The 16,854-nt window shown below is 61.4% G+C and carries 17 protein-coding genes and 2 pseudogenes; 6 read left to right on the top strand and 13 right to left on the bottom strand.

Translation table 11 applies throughout. The annotated features are described in order from the left end of the window. Window positions 1-747 (top strand): penicillin-binding protein activator LpoB, encoded by a 747-nt coding sequence (locus D8U71_RS26525; protein WP_130889082.1) that lies wholly within the window; start codon window positions 1-3, stop codon window positions 745-747. Window positions 748-917: 170 nt separating this feature from the next. Here the strand turns inward: D8U71_RS26525 and rhtB are convergent, their stop codons facing one another. From rhtB to D8U71_RS26510, 3 genes are all read right to left on the bottom strand, one after another. Further along, window positions 918-1,550, bottom strand: coding sequence for a homoserine/homoserine lactone efflux protein (rhtB, locus tag D8U71_RS26520; RefSeq protein WP_016772608.1), 633 nt, complete (start codon window positions 1,548-1,550; stop codon window positions 918-920). Window positions 1,551-1,696: 146 nt separating this feature from the next. Continuing rightward, the gene (locus D8U71_RS26515) at window positions 1,697-2,278 is read right to left on the bottom strand and encodes a mechanosensitive ion channel family protein (RefSeq protein ID WP_130889081.1); all 582 of its coding nucleotides are present in this window, start codon (window positions 2,276-2,278) and stop codon (window positions 1,697-1,699) included. Next, window positions 2,278-4,188, bottom strand: coding sequence for an ATP-binding cassette domain-containing protein (locus tag D8U71_RS26510; protein ID WP_130889080.1), 1,911 nt, complete (start codon window positions 4,186-4,188; stop codon window positions 2,278-2,280). The genes D8U71_RS26515 and D8U71_RS26510 overlap by 1 nt, the downstream gene beginning before the upstream one ends. 50 nt (window positions 4,189-4,238) lie before the next feature. Between D8U71_RS26510 and D8U71_RS26505 the strand changes: the two genes are divergently transcribed. Beyond that, window positions 4,239-4,700, top strand: a complete 462-nt coding sequence (locus tag D8U71_RS26505; RefSeq protein WP_130889079.1) for a TIGR02444 family protein — start codon at window positions 4,239-4,241, stop codon at window positions 4,698-4,700. Here the strand turns inward: D8U71_RS26505 and D8U71_RS26500 are convergent. Continuing rightward, window positions 4,697-5,902, bottom strand: a complete 1,206-nt coding sequence (locus D8U71_RS26500; protein WP_130889078.1) for an AlgP family protein — start codon at window positions 5,900-5,902, stop codon at window positions 4,697-4,699. The two genes, D8U71_RS26505 and D8U71_RS26500, sit on opposite strands and share 4 nt — an antisense overlap. 192 nt (window positions 5,903-6,094) lie before the next feature. On the opposite strand from D8U71_RS26500, the gene D8U71_RS26495 reads away from it, so the two are divergent. Beyond that, window positions 6,095-6,760 (top strand): FKBP-type peptidyl-prolyl cis-trans isomerase, encoded by a 666-nt coding sequence (locus tag D8U71_RS26495; protein WP_016772603.1) that lies wholly within the window; start codon window positions 6,095-6,097, stop codon window positions 6,758-6,760. Between the two features lie 58 nt (window positions 6,761-6,818). Here D8U71_RS26495 and D8U71_RS26490 read toward each other — a convergent pair whose 3' ends face one another. From D8U71_RS26490 to D8U71_RS28695, 8 genes and pseudogenes are all read right to left on the bottom strand, one after another. Beyond that, complete coding sequence (locus D8U71_RS26490; protein ID WP_016772602.1) at window positions 6,819-7,277, bottom strand: Rsd/AlgQ family anti-sigma factor; 459 nt, start codon at window positions 7,275-7,277, stop codon at window positions 6,819-6,821. A gap of 181 nt (window positions 7,278-7,458) precedes the next feature. After that, complete coding sequence (locus D8U71_RS26485) at window positions 7,459-8,010, bottom strand: disulfide bond formation protein B (protein ID WP_016772601.1); 552 nt, start codon at window positions 8,008-8,010, stop codon at window positions 7,459-7,461. 216 nt (window positions 8,011-8,226) lie between these two features. Beyond that, the gene (locus tag D8U71_RS26480; RefSeq protein ID WP_130889077.1) at window positions 8,227-9,465 is read right to left on the bottom strand and encodes a heme biosynthesis protein HemY; all 1,239 of its coding nucleotides are present in this window, start codon (window positions 9,463-9,465) and stop codon (window positions 8,227-8,229) included. Beyond that, a complete protein-coding gene (locus tag D8U71_RS28705) occupies window positions 9,462-10,604 on the bottom strand; it encodes a uroporphyrinogen-III C-methyltransferase (protein ID WP_241664263.1) in 1,143 nt (380 codons plus the stop codon). The genes D8U71_RS26480 and D8U71_RS28705 overlap by 4 nt, the downstream gene beginning before the upstream one ends. Window positions 10,605-10,640: 36 nt before the next feature. Further along, window positions 10,641-11,387, bottom strand: a pseudogene (locus D8U71_RS28700) (uroporphyrinogen-III synthase); the annotation flags it as partial. Continuing rightward, complete coding sequence (gene hemC, locus D8U71_RS26470; RefSeq protein WP_125925382.1) at window positions 11,384-12,325, bottom strand: hydroxymethylbilane synthase; 942 nt, start codon at window positions 12,323-12,325, stop codon at window positions 11,384-11,386. The gene hemC and the pseudogene D8U71_RS28700, both read right to left, overlap by 4 nt. Before the next feature lie 137 nt (window positions 12,326-12,462). Next, window positions 12,463-13,209 (bottom strand): LytTR family DNA-binding domain-containing protein, encoded by a 747-nt coding sequence (locus tag D8U71_RS26465; protein ID WP_130889075.1) that lies wholly within the window; start codon window positions 13,207-13,209, stop codon window positions 12,463-12,465. After that, a pseudogene (locus D8U71_RS28695) lies at window positions 13,206-13,367 on the bottom strand (sensor histidine kinase); the annotation flags it as partial. The gene D8U71_RS26465 and the pseudogene D8U71_RS28695, both read right to left, overlap by 4 nt. Before the next feature lie 311 nt (window positions 13,368-13,678). Here D8U71_RS28695 and argH point away from each other — a divergent pair. Then, on the top strand, window positions 13,679-15,073 hold the full coding sequence (gene argH / locus D8U71_RS26455; RefSeq protein ID WP_110599872.1) for an argininosuccinate lyase: 1,395 nt from the start codon (window positions 13,679-13,681) through the stop codon (window positions 15,071-15,073). A 128-nt stretch (window positions 15,074-15,201) separates the two neighbouring features. Here the strand turns inward: argH and D8U71_RS26450 are convergent, their stop codons facing one another. Continuing rightward, window positions 15,202-15,861 (bottom strand): glutathione S-transferase, encoded by a 660-nt coding sequence (locus tag D8U71_RS26450; RefSeq protein WP_125925381.1) that lies wholly within the window; start codon window positions 15,859-15,861, stop codon window positions 15,202-15,204. Window positions 15,862-15,984: 123 nt separating this feature from the next. On the opposite strand from D8U71_RS26450, the gene D8U71_RS26445 reads away from it, so the two are divergent. Together D8U71_RS26445 and D8U71_RS26440 are read left to right on the top strand one after the other, a co-directional pair. Further along, window positions 15,985-16,275, top strand: a complete 291-nt coding sequence (locus D8U71_RS26445) for a hypothetical protein (RefSeq protein ID WP_122698690.1) — start codon at window positions 15,985-15,987, stop codon at window positions 16,273-16,275. A 196-nt stretch (window positions 16,276-16,471) separates the two neighbouring features. Continuing rightward, entirely contained in the window at window positions 16,472-16,717 is a 246-nt protein-coding gene (locus tag D8U71_RS26440) for a TIGR02647 family protein (RefSeq protein WP_016772594.1), read from the top strand. Window positions 16,718-16,854 lie beyond the last annotated feature (137 nt).

The raw sequence follows: 16,854 nt of genomic DNA, 5'->3' as shown, positions 1-16,854 counted from the left end.
ATGCGCACATGGATTGGCATGATGGCCCTGGCTTGCGCGTTCAGCGCGCAGGCGGCCCCGAAAGTGGCGGTGACGGATCTGGCGTATCAGGAGCGCGTGGAGCAATACATCCACATCGTTTCGGCGCAGAGCAATCATCGCGAGAGTTACTACAGCGCCAGCGGTTCTTCGAGCTACAACGAGATCGAAGCGACCACCAGCTATATCGAACAGGGCGAGTTGCGCAAATTCACCGGCGACATCAAGGGTGAAATCCTGCGTACCGGCATGTTCCAGCTGGTGCAGGGCACGCCGTATACCGCCTCATCCAAAGGCGATGTGTATGACGTGATCAGGCGCATCAAGGCCGGCAACTTCAAAGGCGCCGACTACGTGCTGTTCGGCACTGTGTCCGACATCGACTTCACCCAGGACATCAACGAGCTAGCGCACACCGACAGCTACTCGGCGGTACTGGGCCTGACGCTGGTGGCGGATTTCAGTCTGATCAACACCAAGACCTACGAGATCACCTCGGCCTTCACGGCGATGGGTGAAGCGCAGGACACCAAACTGGTGAACCATCGCGACATCAAGATCTCGCTGAACCGTCCGCGGGTGGTGCGTGAGGTGTCCAAGGCCTTGGGCGAAGACGTGGCCGGGCAACTGAGCATGCAGCTCGGTGGTGGTGACGGTTATGAGCAGCCGCGTGAAGCGCCGCAGCGCAACAATCTGCCGCGTGATACGGCGCCGGTGATTTTACGCTGAGCCGGATCTGAGGACTTTTGTGGCGAAGGGCTCTGTGGCGAGGGGATTTATCCCCGTTGGGTCGCGAAGCGGCCCTCGCTATTGATTCAAGAAAAGCTCGCTTGCCCCGATGTCTCGGTAGAAATGAAAAAGGCGACCTCTTGAGGTCGCCTTTTTTCTGCCCGAGCGTTTTACGCCGCCGCTTTTCGCAACGTCGCCATGAATGCCGCCGCGCCAATGAATAACCCGGCAAAGGTGCGGTTCATGCGTTTCTGCTGCTTGGGCGTACGCAACAGGCGCAGCACCTTCGACGCCAGTCCGGTGTAGCCGGCCATGACAATCAGGTCGACGAACACCATGGTCACGCCGATCACCAGATACTGAATCAGCAGCGGCGCATGGGGATTGATGAACTGAGGCAACACCGCGAGCATGAACACCAACGCCTTGGGGTTGCTGATGTTCACCAGAAAGCCGCGAAACACCAGGGCCAGTGGCTTGCCGATCGGCCGAACCGCGGCGTCATCGCTCATGTCCATGGGCAGCGCGCGCCATTGCTTGATCGCCAGATAAACCAGATAGGCGACACCGAACCATTTGATCGCATGGAATGCCGTGGCCGAAGCGGTGAGCACAGCGCCAACACCCGCGCCGACAATCGCGATCTGCACCGCCAGACCGATCTGCAGGCCCAGTGCGTTCCAGTAGCCGCGCCAGAATCCGTACTGCAGACCGCTGGACATCGACGCGATGGCGCCCGCGCCCGGGGACAGGCTGATCACCCAGCAGGCGGCAAAAAATGCCAGCCATGTTTGAAGCTCCATCGCACACCTCGGCTGATGCTTGTGACAAGTCGTCAAAACTAATGCTGTTTGGGGCTAAAAGCAAAAGATCGCAGCCTTCGGCAGCTCCTACAGGGATCGTATTCCAAATGTAGGAGCTGCCGAAGACTGCGATCTTGCTGAAAAAGCTACTTCTCGAACCCGCTCGACGGCAACACATCGGTCCCGCGCCAACGCCGCACCGATCGCTGGAAGAACAGGCTGTTCGGCACCTGCACCATGGCGCTGCCGGTGCCGAGTTCTTCGGCCTCGACCAGCGTGGTGTAGAGCAGATTGATCGCGATCACCCGGCCTTTGACGCCAGGCTTGTCGGTGGTGTCGACCAGCTCGACCACGTCGCCGAGGCGGAACGGCCCGACGGTGAAGATCAGAATGGCGCAGAGCAGGTTCGACAGCACGCTCCACATGGCGAAGAACGCCACCGCTGCCACCGCGACAAATCCCGACAGCGCCGTCCACAGCACCGTGGCCGAAACGCCGAGGCGCTCGAGCACGAAGAGCAGCGCGCTGCCCATGATCAGCCAGCGCAACACGCCACGCAGCGGCATCAGCAACTGCGGTGGGAACGGATAGCGCTCACCCAGGCGAGTGAGGCCTTTGGCAACGAAACGCTGGGTCAGGTAACCGGCCAGCAGAATCAGCAGAATCTGCGCGGTGAACCACAACGGTTCGACCCACACCGCCGAGAAAGGCAGCTTGAAGGCTTCCATCAGGACAACGCCTCCAGCTCCGCCTGCATGCTTTCCAGGGTTTCCAGCGCTTCCATCCAGGCTTCTTCCAGCTCGGCTTCACGCACCTTCAATTTCGCCTGTTCGGCGAGCAGATCACGCAATTCATTTTTGCGTGCCGGCTCGTAGATATCGCTGTCACCGAGGCTGGCATCGACCTTGGCCAGTTTCTCGTGAAGCTTGCCCAGCTCGGCTTCAAGCTTGTCAGCCTCGCGCTTGTGCGGCGCCAGTTGCTGACGCAACGCTGCCGCCGCTTGGCGCTGTGCTTTCTTGTCGGTCTTGTCCGGGTTGACCGGCGTGTTGCTGACCGGCGCATTGCGCTGACGGTATTCCACCAGCCAGCGTGCGTAGTCTTCGAGATCGCCATCGAACTCTTCGACCTTTCCGTCAGCGACCAGATAGAAGTTGTCGGTGGTGCTCTTGAGCAAGTGCCGATCGTGAGAGACCACCAGCACTGCACCACTGAATTCCTGCAGGGCCATGGTCAGCGCCAGACGCATTTCCAGGTCGAGGTGGTTGGTCGGTTCGTCGAGCAGCAGCAGGTTCGGCCGCTCCCAGGCGATCAGCGCGAGGGCCAGACGGGCCTTCTCGCCACCGGAGAAATTCAGCACCGGCTCATCGATGCGTGCGCCCCGGAAGTCGAAGCCGCCGAGGAAGTCGCGCAGGGTCTGCTCGCGCTCACCCGGCGCCAGACGCTGCAAATGCAGCAATGGGCTGGCCTTGGAATCCAGCGAGTCGAGCTGATGCTGGGCAAAGTAGCCGACCACGGTGTTTTCGCCACGGGTCAGGCGCCCGGCCAGCGGTTCGAGCTCGCCGGCGAGGTTCTTGATCAGCGTCGATTTACCCGCGCCGTTCGGCCCAAGCAGACCGACCCGCGCACCCGGGGTCAGTTGCAGCTTGACCTTCTCGAGGATGGTCTTGTCGCCATAACCCAGGCGCGCATCGGACAGGTCGATCAGCGGACTGGAGATCTTGGTCGACTCGCGGAAGACGAAGTCGAACGGCGAATCGACGTGGGCCGCCGACAATTCTTCCATGCGCTCCAGCGCCTTGATCCGGCTCTGCGCCTGACGGGCCTTGGTCGCTTGCGCCTTGAAGCGGGCGATGTAGCTTTCCATGTGCGCACGCTGCGCCTGCTGCTTCTCGTAGGCTTGTTGCTGCTGGGCCAGACGCTCGGCGCGGGCGCGTTCGAACGCGGTGTAGCCGCCGCGGTAGAGGGTCAGTTTGCGCTGATCGACATGGGCGACGTGATCGACCACTTCGTCGAGGAAATCCCGGTCGTGGGAAATCAGCAGCAAGGTGCCCGGATAACTCTTCAGCCACTCTTCGAGCCAGATGATCGCGTCGAGATCCAAGTGGTTGGTCGGTTCATCGAGCAGCAGCAGATCCGACGGGCACATCAGTGCCTGCGCCAGATTCAGACGCATCCGCCAGCCACCGGAGAAATCGCCTACTTGACGATCCATCTGCTCATTGGTGAACCCAAGACCGGCGAGCAGCTTGCGCGCCCGCGCATCGGCTGTGTAGCCGTCGGCGCTGTCGAGTTCGGCGTGCAGGCGCGCCAGTGCGGTGCCGTCGTGGGCCTCCTCGGCGGCGGCAAGCTCGCGTTGCACCTCGCGCAGACGCAGGTCGCCATCGAGCACATAATCAACCGCCAGGCGCTCGAGAGTGTCGACCTCCTGGCGCATATGCGCGATACGCCAGTCGGCCGGCAGCAGGCAGTCGCCCGAGTCCGGGTGCAACTCGCCGCGCAGCAGGGCGAACAGGCTGGATTTGCCGGCACCGTTGGCGCCGATGAGGCCGGCTTTGTGGCCGGCGTGCAGGGTCAGCTCGGCGTCTTCTAGCAGACGTTGCGGGCCACGCTGTAAAGTCAGGTTCTGAAGTCGGATCATAATGGCGGCGGAGTCTACCAGCTTCGCTCACAACTGGCGCGAGTAGCACGATGTCCTCTGACCTGTGGAGCTTTGCCCTTGATGTCTACGCCCGGCCGGGCGTGGAAGATGCCTGCCTGCAATTGCAAACGGCGGGCGCCAATGTCTGCCTGCTGCTCTGCGGTTTGTGGCTGGAGCAGCGCGCGGTGGCGTGCGATGAACCGCGCGTACGTCTGCTCAAGGCCTTGACCGCGCCGTGGGATATCGAAGTGGTGCAGCCGCTGCGGACCCTGCGCCTGCAATGGAAAGCGCGGGCCGTCGACGATGCGGTGGTAGCCGGCATGCGCGAGCAGATCAAATCACTGGAGCTTGAAGCTGAGCGCACCCTGCTGTCACGGCTCGAAGGTGTGGCGCAGGAGTGGACGCGCAACGATGCAGGTTCGGTGACCTGGCTGGAAGACCTGGCCGGCAATGCCGCCAGCCTGAACCGCGGCGCGCTGCAAGTGCTGCGCGTCGCGGCAACCGGCACTTAGGAAGCGCTGGTCGGGGTGCTGCTGACGTTCGACGAAGCGGCTGGCGCTGGCGTAGTCGAAGGGGTCGAGTGAGTGGCGGACGACGGTGCCGAGGCAGCTGGGGCAGCCGGGGTCGCCACAGGTGCAGGCTTGGCTGCTGGAGCGGCAGCCGGTTTGGTCGCGGCTGGCTTGGCAGCTGCAGGCTTTTTCACCGCTGGTTTTGCGGCTGGCTTGGCGGCCGGCTTTGCAGCAGCGGTCGCAGGCTTGGCAGCAGCGGGTTTCGCAGCTGGCTTGGCGGCCGGTTTCGCAGCGGTTTTTGCCGCAGGTTTTGCTGCCGATGTTGCGGTTGGTTTGGCAGCCGGTTTTACCGCCACTTTCGCAGCAGGTTTGGCGGCGGCCGGCTTGGCCGCAGTCTTGGCAGCAGGCTTCGCAGCGGCAGTCTTGGCAGCAGGTTTTGCTGCTGGTTTCGCTGCTGGTTTCGCTGCTGCTTTGGCAGCAGGTCTGGCGGCTGCGGTTTTCGCCGGTGCAGCTTTGCTCGCGGCCGGTTTTGCAGCGGCTTTGGCAGGGGTGGCTTTCACTGCTGGCTTGGCTGCAGCAGGTTTGGCTGCGGTGGTTTTAGCCGCCGGTTTTGCCGCGCTCGCCGCCGGCTTCTTCGCTGCAGTTTTCGCCGCTGGTTTGGCAGCCGCTTTCACTGGCGCCTTGGCCGCTGGTTTGGCGGCGGTTTTCGCGACAGCAGGTTTCGCCGCAGCGGTCTTCGCCGGGGCTTTGCTTGCAGCAGGTTTGGCAGCGACTTTCTTCGCTGGTGCTGCTGCCGGTTTGGCCGAACGCGACGACAGAACCTTGCCCACTGCTTCCTGCACGCGGCCAACACCCTGGGCCAGTTTCAGGCTTTCCTGGGCATCGCGCTTGAGTTGCAAAATGTAGCTGCGGGTTTCGGACTGACGATCTTTCAAAGCGTCGAGCAGGTCTTCGAGTTCTTTCACGGCAGCCTTGGCCTTGTTCTGTGCCTTGGCTTTGCCGGCGGTGGCGGCGTCCTGCAATTTGGTGCGCGATTTATGCAGTTTTTCCTGCGCCTTGCCGCGTTGCTTTTCCAGCTTGGCGAGCAGTTTTTCAGCATCAGCCAAGGCTTGCGAGCAAGCGTTTTCCAAATGCTCGAGCAGGCTGCCCGACAACTGTTGGAGTAAGTGCAACGGAGTATTTACAGGCTTCTTGGTGGCCGACATGGTTTACCTCCTGGCTGACGTGAGTGCGGCTCATACTAGACCTCTGCTGATACCGCCGCTAGGGCATGTTGACAGTATCTGCACCGTTGCGTTGCACCGAAGCCGAAATGTTGTGCACGCGGGAAAAAGCAGTTCACCGATGCAGACGTTTGCACTGGCATAATCCCCCGCATCCCAGGTCGGAGAGTGCCCATGTCGCGCTACTTTATTTTGTCCCTCTGCGTGTTTTTTTCGACGGCGTATGCCGATGAAAAAAACACGGCGAACGATGCTCATGATCTGGCTTACAGCCTCGGTGCCAGCCTCGGCGAACGGCTGCGTCAGGAGGTACCACAGTTGCAGATCCAGGCGCTGATCGAAGGTCTGCAACAGGCGTATCAGGGCAAGCCGCTGGCGCTGAGTGAAGCGCGTATCGAACAGATTCTGGCCGACCACGAATCGCGCAATGCCGAGCAGGCATCACGGCAATCGAGCGACGCGGCGATGGAAAACGAGCAACGCTTTCTCAGTGCGGAAAAAGCCAAACCAGGGGTGAAGGAACTGGCCGATGGCATCCTTCTGACTGAACTGGTTCCGGGCACTGGCGCCAAGGCCGGCCCGGACGGCAAAGTGCAGGTGCTGTATGTCGGCAAGCTGCCGGATGGCACCGTGTTCGATCAGAACACCCAACCGCAATGGTTCAACCTCGACAGTGTGATCGCCGGTTGGCGCACCGCCTTGCAGAACATGCCGGTGGGGGCGAAATGGCGGCTGGTGATTCCATCGGATCAAGCCTATGGCGCCGACGGTGCCGGCGACCTGATCGCGCCGTTCACGCCTCTGGTTTTCGAAGTGGAATTGCGTGGCGCGACGAGCTGATCAGGCATAAAAAAACGGTGCGCTTTCGGGCGCACCGTTTTTTCATGAAGGACGTGGATCAGGCCTGAACCGGATCTTCTGCCTTGTGTGCCGTGTGCAGCACTTCGATCAGGCAGTCTTCAAGTTCGAAGCGCTCATGCAGCAAGCCGCCCAATTCCTTGAATTTCTCCGCAACGCATTTGCCTTCATCGCACAGGTCGTTGAACGCGAGCAGCTTCTCGGTAATGACGTCGATGCGCGGGTAGATGGTCTCGGCGAGTTCCAGACCGCGCTTGTCGTTGAACGCCTTGGCTTCGCCAGTCAGCTGTTCATAGATTTCGAAGTGCCCCGCCGATACGTAATCGACCAGCACGCCGCAGAATTCCTGCAAAGGCTTGCGGCTCTCGGACAGCGACTCAGGCTGCGCACCGAGCTTGTCGTAGGCGCCGATCAGCTCTTCACGCTCCTGCAACCAGCGGTCGATCAGCAGATGAACCCCACCCCAACGTTCCTGAGCATTCTGACAACTTTCGAGCATGGCGATCTCTCTTCCCTTGTGGGTCATGCTGCTCTACACCCGCGCCCCTGTTCTGATTTGACTGGTGGACGATCGGGCAGAGCGTCATCGAGCAACATAAATCCAATGACACGTGCCGGCCAGATTATGCCCGCACGCCTATGGCTTCAAGGTACGCAGGAGATAAAGTTCATACAAGTGTTTAATCCCTGACCAGCAGGTGGTGCGACGCTTCGTCGCTGACCGGTCGTTGCAGAGCGCTCCAGATCAGACGCAACAACTGATAAACCGCAAGGATCGACACGCCGACAAAAAACAGCAGGCTCCATTCCGGGATGCTCAAATCGAACAGTGTCCAGGAGATGTCCGCACAATCGGCGCCGCCGTTGAACATCCGTTGCAAGGCGCAGATCCACGGCAGGTCGCTGAACAGTGACTCCACGGTTGGCGAGCATTTGACCAGTTGCAGCATGGAGTCACTCTGGATCAACACCTGCCGCCACGCAGCGGTGGTTCCCCCCAGACTGGCGCCGAGTGCAAACAGCCAGTACCACCATAAGCCAACGCGCCGAGGGCCATGCACCGCCGCCACGCCGCAGCCGATGCACAGCAATGTGAGGAACAATCGCTGCACCAGGCACAGACTGCAAGGCGTCAGGCCGACCGCGTATTCGAGGTAATAGGAAGCTCCCAGAGCAAAGGCCCCCGCAATGAAAGCCATGAAGAACAAGGAGCGTGAGCAGGCCAACGACATGGCTTTTCCGTAACAGTAGAGACAGACGGTTACGGTAGAGGAAAGCGTGTCAGCCTTTCAAGGCAAGGGCCTGCCGACAGTTCACCGCAGGTGTAGGGAAAACCCGACAGGCTCGATAGGAAACGGTGAAGAGCTCTGTAGGACTTTGTCTCCAGCGCGCGAAGAAGGCGAATTTTCGGTCATCGAAGTTCGCGAGGGAGCAAACTCCCTCGCCATTCAGACCTTCGCCGCAACCGGCAAAGGCGCCGCGAGCAGGCGTTCATCCAGCAGCCCCAGACCTTCCTGGAACAACTGATTGCTGCGCTCGGTATCGCCAAGCTGTGCAAGCAGACGGGCCAACTCCGCACAGGTCTCCGGATTGCGCTGCACGCGCAGACTGCTTTCCAGATAGTCGCGAGCCTTGCCCCACAGGCTGGTTTGCAGACACAAGCGTCCAAGGGTCAGCAGCAGACTCGGATCGGCCGGGTGCTCCTTGAGCCAGCCTTCGGCAATCTGCAACTGACGCGCAGGATCACTGCCACGAACCAGACCATAAAGCCGCGCCAGATGGCTGTCGTACTTGCGCTTGAGCGCTGTTCGCAGGACCTCTTCGGCCTCGACCTGAGCACCAAGCTGGCGCAATTGCTCGGCATAGGCCAGCACCAAAGGTGCTTCCTGACGCTGCGCCGAAGTCAGCTGTTCCCACGCCCGCTTGAGCGATTGCAGACCCACCGTACCGTCTTCTTCGCGATGCGCTGCCAAGGACAGGTTCTCACCCCAGGCGCGGCGCTCGAGTTCGGCCAGTTCCGCCGGCGGCAGGACCTTGTCCTTGCGCAACTCTGGCAGCAGACGAATCACCGCCGCCCATTCGCCACGCTGCTGATGCAGACGTTGCAATTGACGCAATGTCTGCGCGCTGCGCGGATGCCGTTCATGCATTGCCTGCAAGGTCACCAGCGCACCGTCGGTGTCGCCACGATCAGTCTGCAATTGTGCGTGACTCAGGGCGATCGCCAATTCGGCTTGCGGCTGACGCTCCAGCGCGCGTTCGAGCAAACGATCACTTTCTTCGTACTGACCTTGCTCGTTCGCCGCACGGGCGGCGCCGAGGTAATACAGCAGTGGCTGACGCTCGGCTTCCGCTGCGCGGGTCAGATGCCGTTGCGCGCTGGCCCAGCGACCTTCGGCCAGATCCAACTGGCCGTGTTCGATCGCCACTTGTACGCGGCGGCTGCGATTGCGTCGCGACCACGGATTGACCACGCCGGTGGAGGTCATCACCAGCTCGACCAGCACCTTGATGCCCCAGAACAGCAGCCACAGCACCGCGATCACCGCCAGGGTCGCCCACAGGCTCGATTCGTAGCGGAAGCTCTTGTACGCCACCAGCACGTAACCGGAATGCTCGGCAATCGCCAGGCCCAGCGCTGCCGTCGCGGCGATGACCAGAAACACGATTACATAGAGGCGCTTCATGGGGTCGCCTCCTGCGCAGCATTGGCGGCAGGCTTGGCGAACGGTTTCACCGATTCCTCGGCATTGACGTTACGTCGCTCCAGATATCCCTGCACCGCACTCAAGGTGCCGGCCAGATCCGGCGTCTTGACGGTGACCGGTTCCTTGCTCAGCTCGGCGACCTGTTCCAGCATGACTTTGCTTTGCGGATTGTCCGGGTTGAAATTGCCTTTGAGCACATCGCGTGCCTCGGCCAGCGCCTGGGTGTACACCGCCGCCTGACCGTTGAGCGCGGCCCACTGCGCCTGCTCCAGCGCCAGGCTCAGGGCCAGGCGCACCTGGCTCAGGCTCTGTCCGGCCAGCAGCGGTTTGACGTTCTTGTCAGCGTTGAAGTCGATGCGGATATAGCGCGATACCTTGTCCCACCAAAGTGCCCAGCGACTGGCGCCATCGCCATCGCTGGTCAGGCCCAACAGCGACTCGCCGCGATCCTTGTACTCCGGCGCCAGCTCAGTCAGGTCGATGACCTGATCGCGCAGCGCGCCGAGACGCAGGAACAGCCCGGTGCGATCCGGCTGTTCGGTGCTGCGCAAGGCGACCAGGGTTTTCGCCACTTGCTCGCGCGCGGCGAAGGAACCCGGATCGTTCTGTTCACGGAGAATTTCATCGGCGCCCTGCACCAATGCCTGGGCGCTGCTGATGTCCTGCAACGCTGAAAGGCGCAGGCTGGCCAGACGCAGCAAGTGTTCGGCCTCGGCCAGACGCCAGTCCTTGCGGCTGGCGCCGAGGACGGTTTCCAGACGTTGATTCAGGCGCTGTTGATCGCCCTGCAGTTGCGTGACCAGACGCTGGCGCTCGGCGAGCTCGTCAGCACCGGGCAACTGCGCCAGGCGCTCGGTCAGACGCTGTTCGTTGAGCTTCAGACTCTGCGCCTGATCGTTCAAAGCCTGCACCTGACTCGACTGTTGCTGCGTGTTGTTCTGCAGGTGGCGCACCTGCCAGACACCCCAACCACCGATGGCGACACCGGCGGCGCCGAGCAGCAGGGCGACAATTGCCAGTCCATTGCCTCGGCGCGGCTCTTGGGCCGGTGGTGGAGTTTCAACCTGGGCATCGAGCGCAGGCTGGACGTCATCTTTTGGCAAGGCTGTTTCGCTCACGTATCCATCCTTTGCATTAGAAAACGGCATGGGACATTCCCGTAACGCCGTCAGCAAAGCCGCGGCACTTGCGCCGCGGCAATCCACAACTGTTTGAGCCCCGGCGGCACGTGCCAGCTCGGCGACCCTCGGGCTTGGAACAAACAACGGCAACTGCGCGATCTTCGGCCAGGCATCGCCGGCCATCTGCCGCAGGTGCTCGAAACCCTGTCCACTGCTGACCACCAGCCCGTTCAAGCGTTCCGCTTCGATCCGCCGTGGCAGCTCGTTTGGCGGGTAGGCTGGCAGGTCGCGGCGATACAACTCCAGATACTCGACACTAGCACCAAGCGCGCGCAGGCGCTCGGCGAGCAGTTCACGACCGCCCTCGCCGCGCAGGATCATCACCTGCGCGCCGGACTGGTCGAGCGCCTCGCGCAGACGCGGCAATTGCAGCAGGGCTTCACTGTCATCGCCGTCAGCCGGGAAGCTGACATCGAGACCATGCTCGCGAAGAATGCCTGCGGTCGCCGCGCCGACGCTGAACCACGGCATGCTCAATGGCGCCGTGCCTTGGGACTTGAGCAGATCCACCGCAATCCGCGCCGCCGGTTTGCTGACCACAATCACCGCGCTGCAAGCGGGCAATCGCGAAATCGCCTGGCGAATAGTGTCAGAGAGCGGCAGCGGAACAATGTCCAGAAGCGGCAGGCAACTGCTGAAAATCCCGTGCCCGGCCAACTGTTCGGCCAGCGCCGCGCAGTCGTCTGCCGGGCGCGTCAGCAGCAGGCGCCAGGCCGTCACTCGTGCCCCGCCTCGCCGTACACCGCTTTGAGAATGTCGTCGGCGCCTTGCTTGAGCAGGTCTTCAGCGACCTGCACACCCAAGGTTTCCGCGTCGGCACGCGGCGCCCGGGCTTCGGCGCTGAGCAGCTTGCCACCACTCGGCTCGCCGACCAGACCGCGCAACCACAACTGCTCGCCTTCAAGCACGGCGTAGCAGGCGATCGGCACTTGGCAGCCGCCGTTCAAATGTTTGTTGAGGGCGCGTTCGGCGGTCACCCGCGAAGCGGTATCGGCGTGATGCAAAGGCGCGAGCAAGGCGTGGATTTCTTGGTCGGCGCTGCGGCATTCGATGCCGACCGCGCCCTGGCCACCGGCCGGCAGGCTGTCATCGACACTGATCGCCGATGTGATGCGTTCTTCGAAACCCAGGCGGATCAGACCGGCCGCGGCGAGGATGATCGCGTCGTACTCGCCGGCGTCGAGCTTGGCCAGACGGGTGTTGACGTTGCCGCGCAGGAAACGAATCTGCAGATCGGGACGCCGCGCCAGCAATTGCGTCTGCCGACGCAGGCTCGAAGTGCCGACGATGGCCCCGGCAGGCAGCGCTTCAAGACTGGCGTAGGTGTTGGAGACGAATGCATCGCGCGGGTCTTCACGCTCACAGATGCAGAACAGACCCAGGCCTTGCGGGAAGTCCATCGGCACGTCTTTCATCGAATGCACGGCGATATCGGCCTGGTTTTCCAGCAGCGCGGTTTCCAGTTCCTTGACGAACAGGCCCTTGCCGCCGATCTTCGACAGTGGCGAGTCGAGCAGCTTGTCACCGCGACTGACCATGGGCACCAGCGTCACCAGCAGGCCCGGGTGGGCCGCCTCGAGACGGGCTTTGACGTATTCGGCCTGCCAGAGGGCCAGCGCACTTTTACGGGTGGCGATGCGGATTTCGCGAGGGGACATGGAACAATCCGTACTGAATAGATACGGCGGATAATAACAGCTCAGTCAATTTCGCTTTGACCTGAATCAGAACCGGCGCGGCCTCCCTGGCCTGCCATGCCGGATAAAAGAACTCGAAAAGGCCGGTGAGGACCGGGTCAAAGCCCCTGCATCATCTTGCGCACACCGGCAACGTGCCGCCGGCTGACAATCAGTGCATCGCCATTGAGGCCTTTGAGGAACAACTGGAAATGTCCCAATGGCGTGCGTTGCAATCGCTCGATGCGATCACGAGCGACCAGCGCATTGCGGTGGATACGCACAAAGCGTTCGCCAAATTCGTCTTCAAGGGCTTTGAGGGGTTCGTCGAGCAGCACCTCGCCGGCTTCGTGACGCAGGGTCACGTACTTGTGGTCGGCGATGAAGTAGACCACCTGATCCAGCGGAATCAGCTCGATGCCTTTACGGGTCCGTGCGCTGATGTGGCTGCGTGGGCCGTTGCCACTTTCGGCAGCGGGACGGGTCAGGGCCGAGAGTTGCGCCCGGCTGGGACGTTCAGCCCGCTTCAGGGCTTCATTCAAGTGTTCGGTTCGCACAGGTTTCACCACATAGCCCACGGCGCTGGCCTGCAGGGCTTCCACGGCAAATTCATCGGGACTGGTGCAAAACACCACGGCCGGCGGCGTCTCTCGTTCGCACAGTCGGGCAGCAACCTGCAGGCCATCGAGGCCCGGCATGCGGATATCGAGCAGCACGATATCCGGCTTGTGGCTGTCGATCAGCGCTAACGCCTCCTCGCCATTCGTGGCACTGGGCTCCAGGACTGTGTAACCCTCGAGCTCGCTCACCATACGGCTTAGGCGCTCGCGAGCCAGGGGTTCGTCATCAACGATCAGGACATTCATATTGCGCTGGATTCCTGCGTGAGTCTCGCACAAGGATAGCGTAGACAGGTGTAGTGACCTCCGTCACCGCGATCCACGCTAAGACTAGCCCGAGCGCCAAAAAGTGCCGTACGTCGGCCAGCAATATTTGCCAGCGTCCGGGTCGTACCGCTCGGAGCCCAGTGTTTCCTGCGTTTCTCACGGTGGGTGACCGTTGTACAACTCACCCGCCCCCTCTTCTTATAGCCAGTGGCCGGACCTTTGCATGATCCGCATTCGCACCGACCCTTATGTCCACTGTAGACGTTCGTCGGAACGATATTGCTCAATCAAAAAATATCCTTTTGTAAATTCCTTGCAGACCGCGCCGGACACGCCTGACACATCCGCGAAAAAACGTATCGACCGGTGTCAGCGACAGGATTGGCAACCCTGTTATTATCCGCGCCAGCGTTTCACGCCATTTCTTCAAGCCGATACGAGCGAATTCATGAGCACTGACAAGACCAATCAGTCCTGGGGCGGCCGCTTCAGTGAACCCGTCGACGCCTTCGTCGCCCGCTTCACCGCCTCCGTCACTTTCGACCAGCGCCTGTATCGCCACGACATCATGGGCTCGATCGCCCACGCCACCATGCTGGCCAAGGTCGGCGTGCTGACCGATGCCGAGCGCGACAGCATCATCGATGGCCTGAAGACCATTCAGGGCGAAATCGAGGCCGGCCAGTTCGACTGGCGCGTCGACCTCGAAGACGTGCACATGAACATCGAAGCACGCCTGACCGACCGCATCGGCGTCACCGGTAAAAAGCTCCACACCGGGCGCAGCCGCAACGACCAGGTCGCCACCGATATCCGCCTGTGGCTGCGCGATGAAATCGACCTGATCCTCGCCGAGATCACCCGCCTGCAAAAAGGCCTGCTGGAGCAGGCCGAGCGTGAGGCCGCGAGCATCATGCCGGGCTTCACCCACTTGCAGACCGCGCAGCCTGTGACCTTCGGGCACCACATGCTGGCCTGGTTCGAAATGCTCAGCCGCGACTACGAGCGTCTGGTCGACTGCCGCAAGCGCACTAACCGCATGCCGCTGGGCAGCGCCGCGCTGGCCGGCACGACCTACCCGATCGACCGCGAATACACCGCGCAACTGCTCGGCTTCGACGCCGTCGGCGGCAACTCGCTGGACAACGTTTCCGATCGCGACTTCGCCATCGAATTCTGCTCGGCCGCGAGCATCGCGATGATGCACCTGTCGCGTTTCTCCGAAGAGCTGGTGCTGTGGACCAGCGCGCAGTTCCAGTTCATCGATCTACCAGACCGGTTCTGCACCGGCAGCTCGATCATGCCGCAAAAGAAAAACCCCGACGTGCCCGAACTGGTGCGCGGCAAGACCGGCCGTGTGTTCGGCGCGCTGATGGGCCTGCTGACCCTGATGAAAGGCCAGCCACTGGCCTACAACAAGGACAACCAGGAAGACAAGGAACCGCTGTTCGACGCCGCCGACACCCTGCGCGATTCGCTGCGCGCGTTTGCCGACATGATCCCGGCGATCAAGCCGAAACACGCGATCATGCGTGAAGCGGCACTGCGCGGTTTCTCCACCGCGACTGACCTGGCGGATTACCTGGTGCGCCGTGGCCTGCCGTTCCGCGACTGCCATGAAATCGTGGGCCACGCAGTGAAATACGGCGTCGACAGCGGTAAGGATCTGGCCGAGATGAGCCTGGAAGAACTGCGTCAGTTCAGCGATCAGATCGAGCAGGACGTGTTTGCCGTGCTGACCCTGGAAGGCTCGGTGAATGCCCGCGACCATATCGGCGGGACTGCACCGGCGCAGGTCAAGGCTGCGGTGGCGCGCGGCCAGGCCCTAATCGCCAGCCGCTAAAAGCCAAGAGCTTCGCGAGCAGGCTCGCTCCCACAGGGATTCTGGATGTTCACAAAATTTGTGTTCACCACCGGCTCAATGTGGGAGCGAGCCTGCTCGCGAAGGCTTCCTTCAGAGCGCTACAAAATTCACTTCTTTGCAGCAATCATCGCTAAAAATGCCGGCATCGCCGCGTCCTTGTCCGCCGCGATCTTCTGCACATGCGGATTTTGCTCAAGCCGCTCCAGCAGCGATTTCGCCTGCGGCATCTCGGCCAGCAGATCAATCCCGAACAGCTTCTGCCCGACCGCACAGGCCAGCGGCACGCTGTAGAGGAAATACAAATCGGCAATGCTCAGGCTGTCACCCGCCACATAAGGGGCGAACTGGCCGTGGCGGCCGAGTGCCGCGAAGCCCAGCAGCAGTTCCGTCCGGGTCTTCTCCTTGATCGCCTCCGGCAATGTCATACCGAAAAACGCCTCGCCATAGCAGGCACGCCCCGGCAACTCGATGTACAACTCGATCTCCTTGGCAATCGCCAATACCTGCGCGCGCTCGAACGGATCGCAGGGCAGGAGCGGCGTGCCCTTTTGTGATTGTTCGAGGTATTCGAGGATGATCGCGGTTTCGTTGATATAACCGGCGTCGACACCCAGCACCGGGACCTTGCCACGCGGACTGATTGCCAGTGACTCCGGGGTTTGCGCCGGGTAGAACGTCACCTCTTCGAAGGGCAGGCCTTTTTCCAGCAGCGCCAGTTTGACCATGTTGTAGTAGTTGCTGACAGCAAATCCGTAGAGCTTGAACATCACAGAGCCTCCAGGCCGTGCGAGGTGGGCAGTGCCTGTTTATAGATCGCCGCGGCGTTTCCCGCCAGCAGCATCACGCCGCTGAATGCGGGTAAACTGGCGCCTTTCCCTGAGGAGCCTGCCATGAGCGAGCCGACAGATATCGTCAACGATGACGACGAAGAAGCATTCACCGAAGCGACCCTGATCGAAGCCATCGAGAACCAGATTGAAAGCGACAACCCGCCGGCGGCGAAGGCGACGTTGAACAAGCTGACTTTGGTCGGCATGGACCGTGAGGAGATCCTCAATTTGATGGCCCATGTGCTGGCTTTCGAAATTGACGCGATGCTCGATGAAGATCGCCCGTTCGACACCCAGTGGTACGAAGCGGCACTGCGCGCTTTGCCAGAGCTGCCACCGGAAAAGCAGTAACCACATCACTCTTGTGGGAGCGAGCAGGCTCGCTCCCACAAGGTTTGTTACGCATCCATCCAGCCATCTGCTGCCGCCCGACTACACTGGAATTCGCCTCAAGACAAAATCCCCTGATCCGAGCACTGGACATGCTGCACCAGCGGGTTCACCTTAGAGGCGCTGTCGTCCAATTCCTAGAAAGTCTGGAGTCCTTATGTCGCTTACCCCTGAGTTGGTTGCCGAACTGGAAGTCCTTGCACTCTTCAACCTGGACAGTTCCCAGGAAGGTCTGAAAATTCACCAGACCGCTGCCCCGAAACACATCGCTGCTGCCCAGCGCCTCTTTGAAAAAGAACTCACCGACCAGCCCGATGGCGGTTATCTGACCAGCCTCGGTCGCGATGCCGCGCAAAACGTGCAGACCGTACTGACGATTTTGAAAGAACAGGAAACCGCCTGATTTCTCTGACTTTGCCCACGGGAACTCCTGCCACGGGATTTCCGCGGGCCCGCCCGATCGCTGTCGATAAAAAACTGACGTCAAAAAACAAATTCAGCTTAAACGTCCTGCCGCGCAGCGGCTAAACTGCGGCCTTC

This window comes from Pseudomonas sp. Sample_21 (assembly GCF_004307525.1).
Lineage (GTDB): Bacteria > Pseudomonadota > Gammaproteobacteria > Pseudomonadales > Pseudomonadaceae > Aquipseudomonas > Aquipseudomonas atacamensis.
Note: the sequence above shows the minus strand (reverse complement) of the source record. Positions and strands in the feature narration are given on the sequence as shown.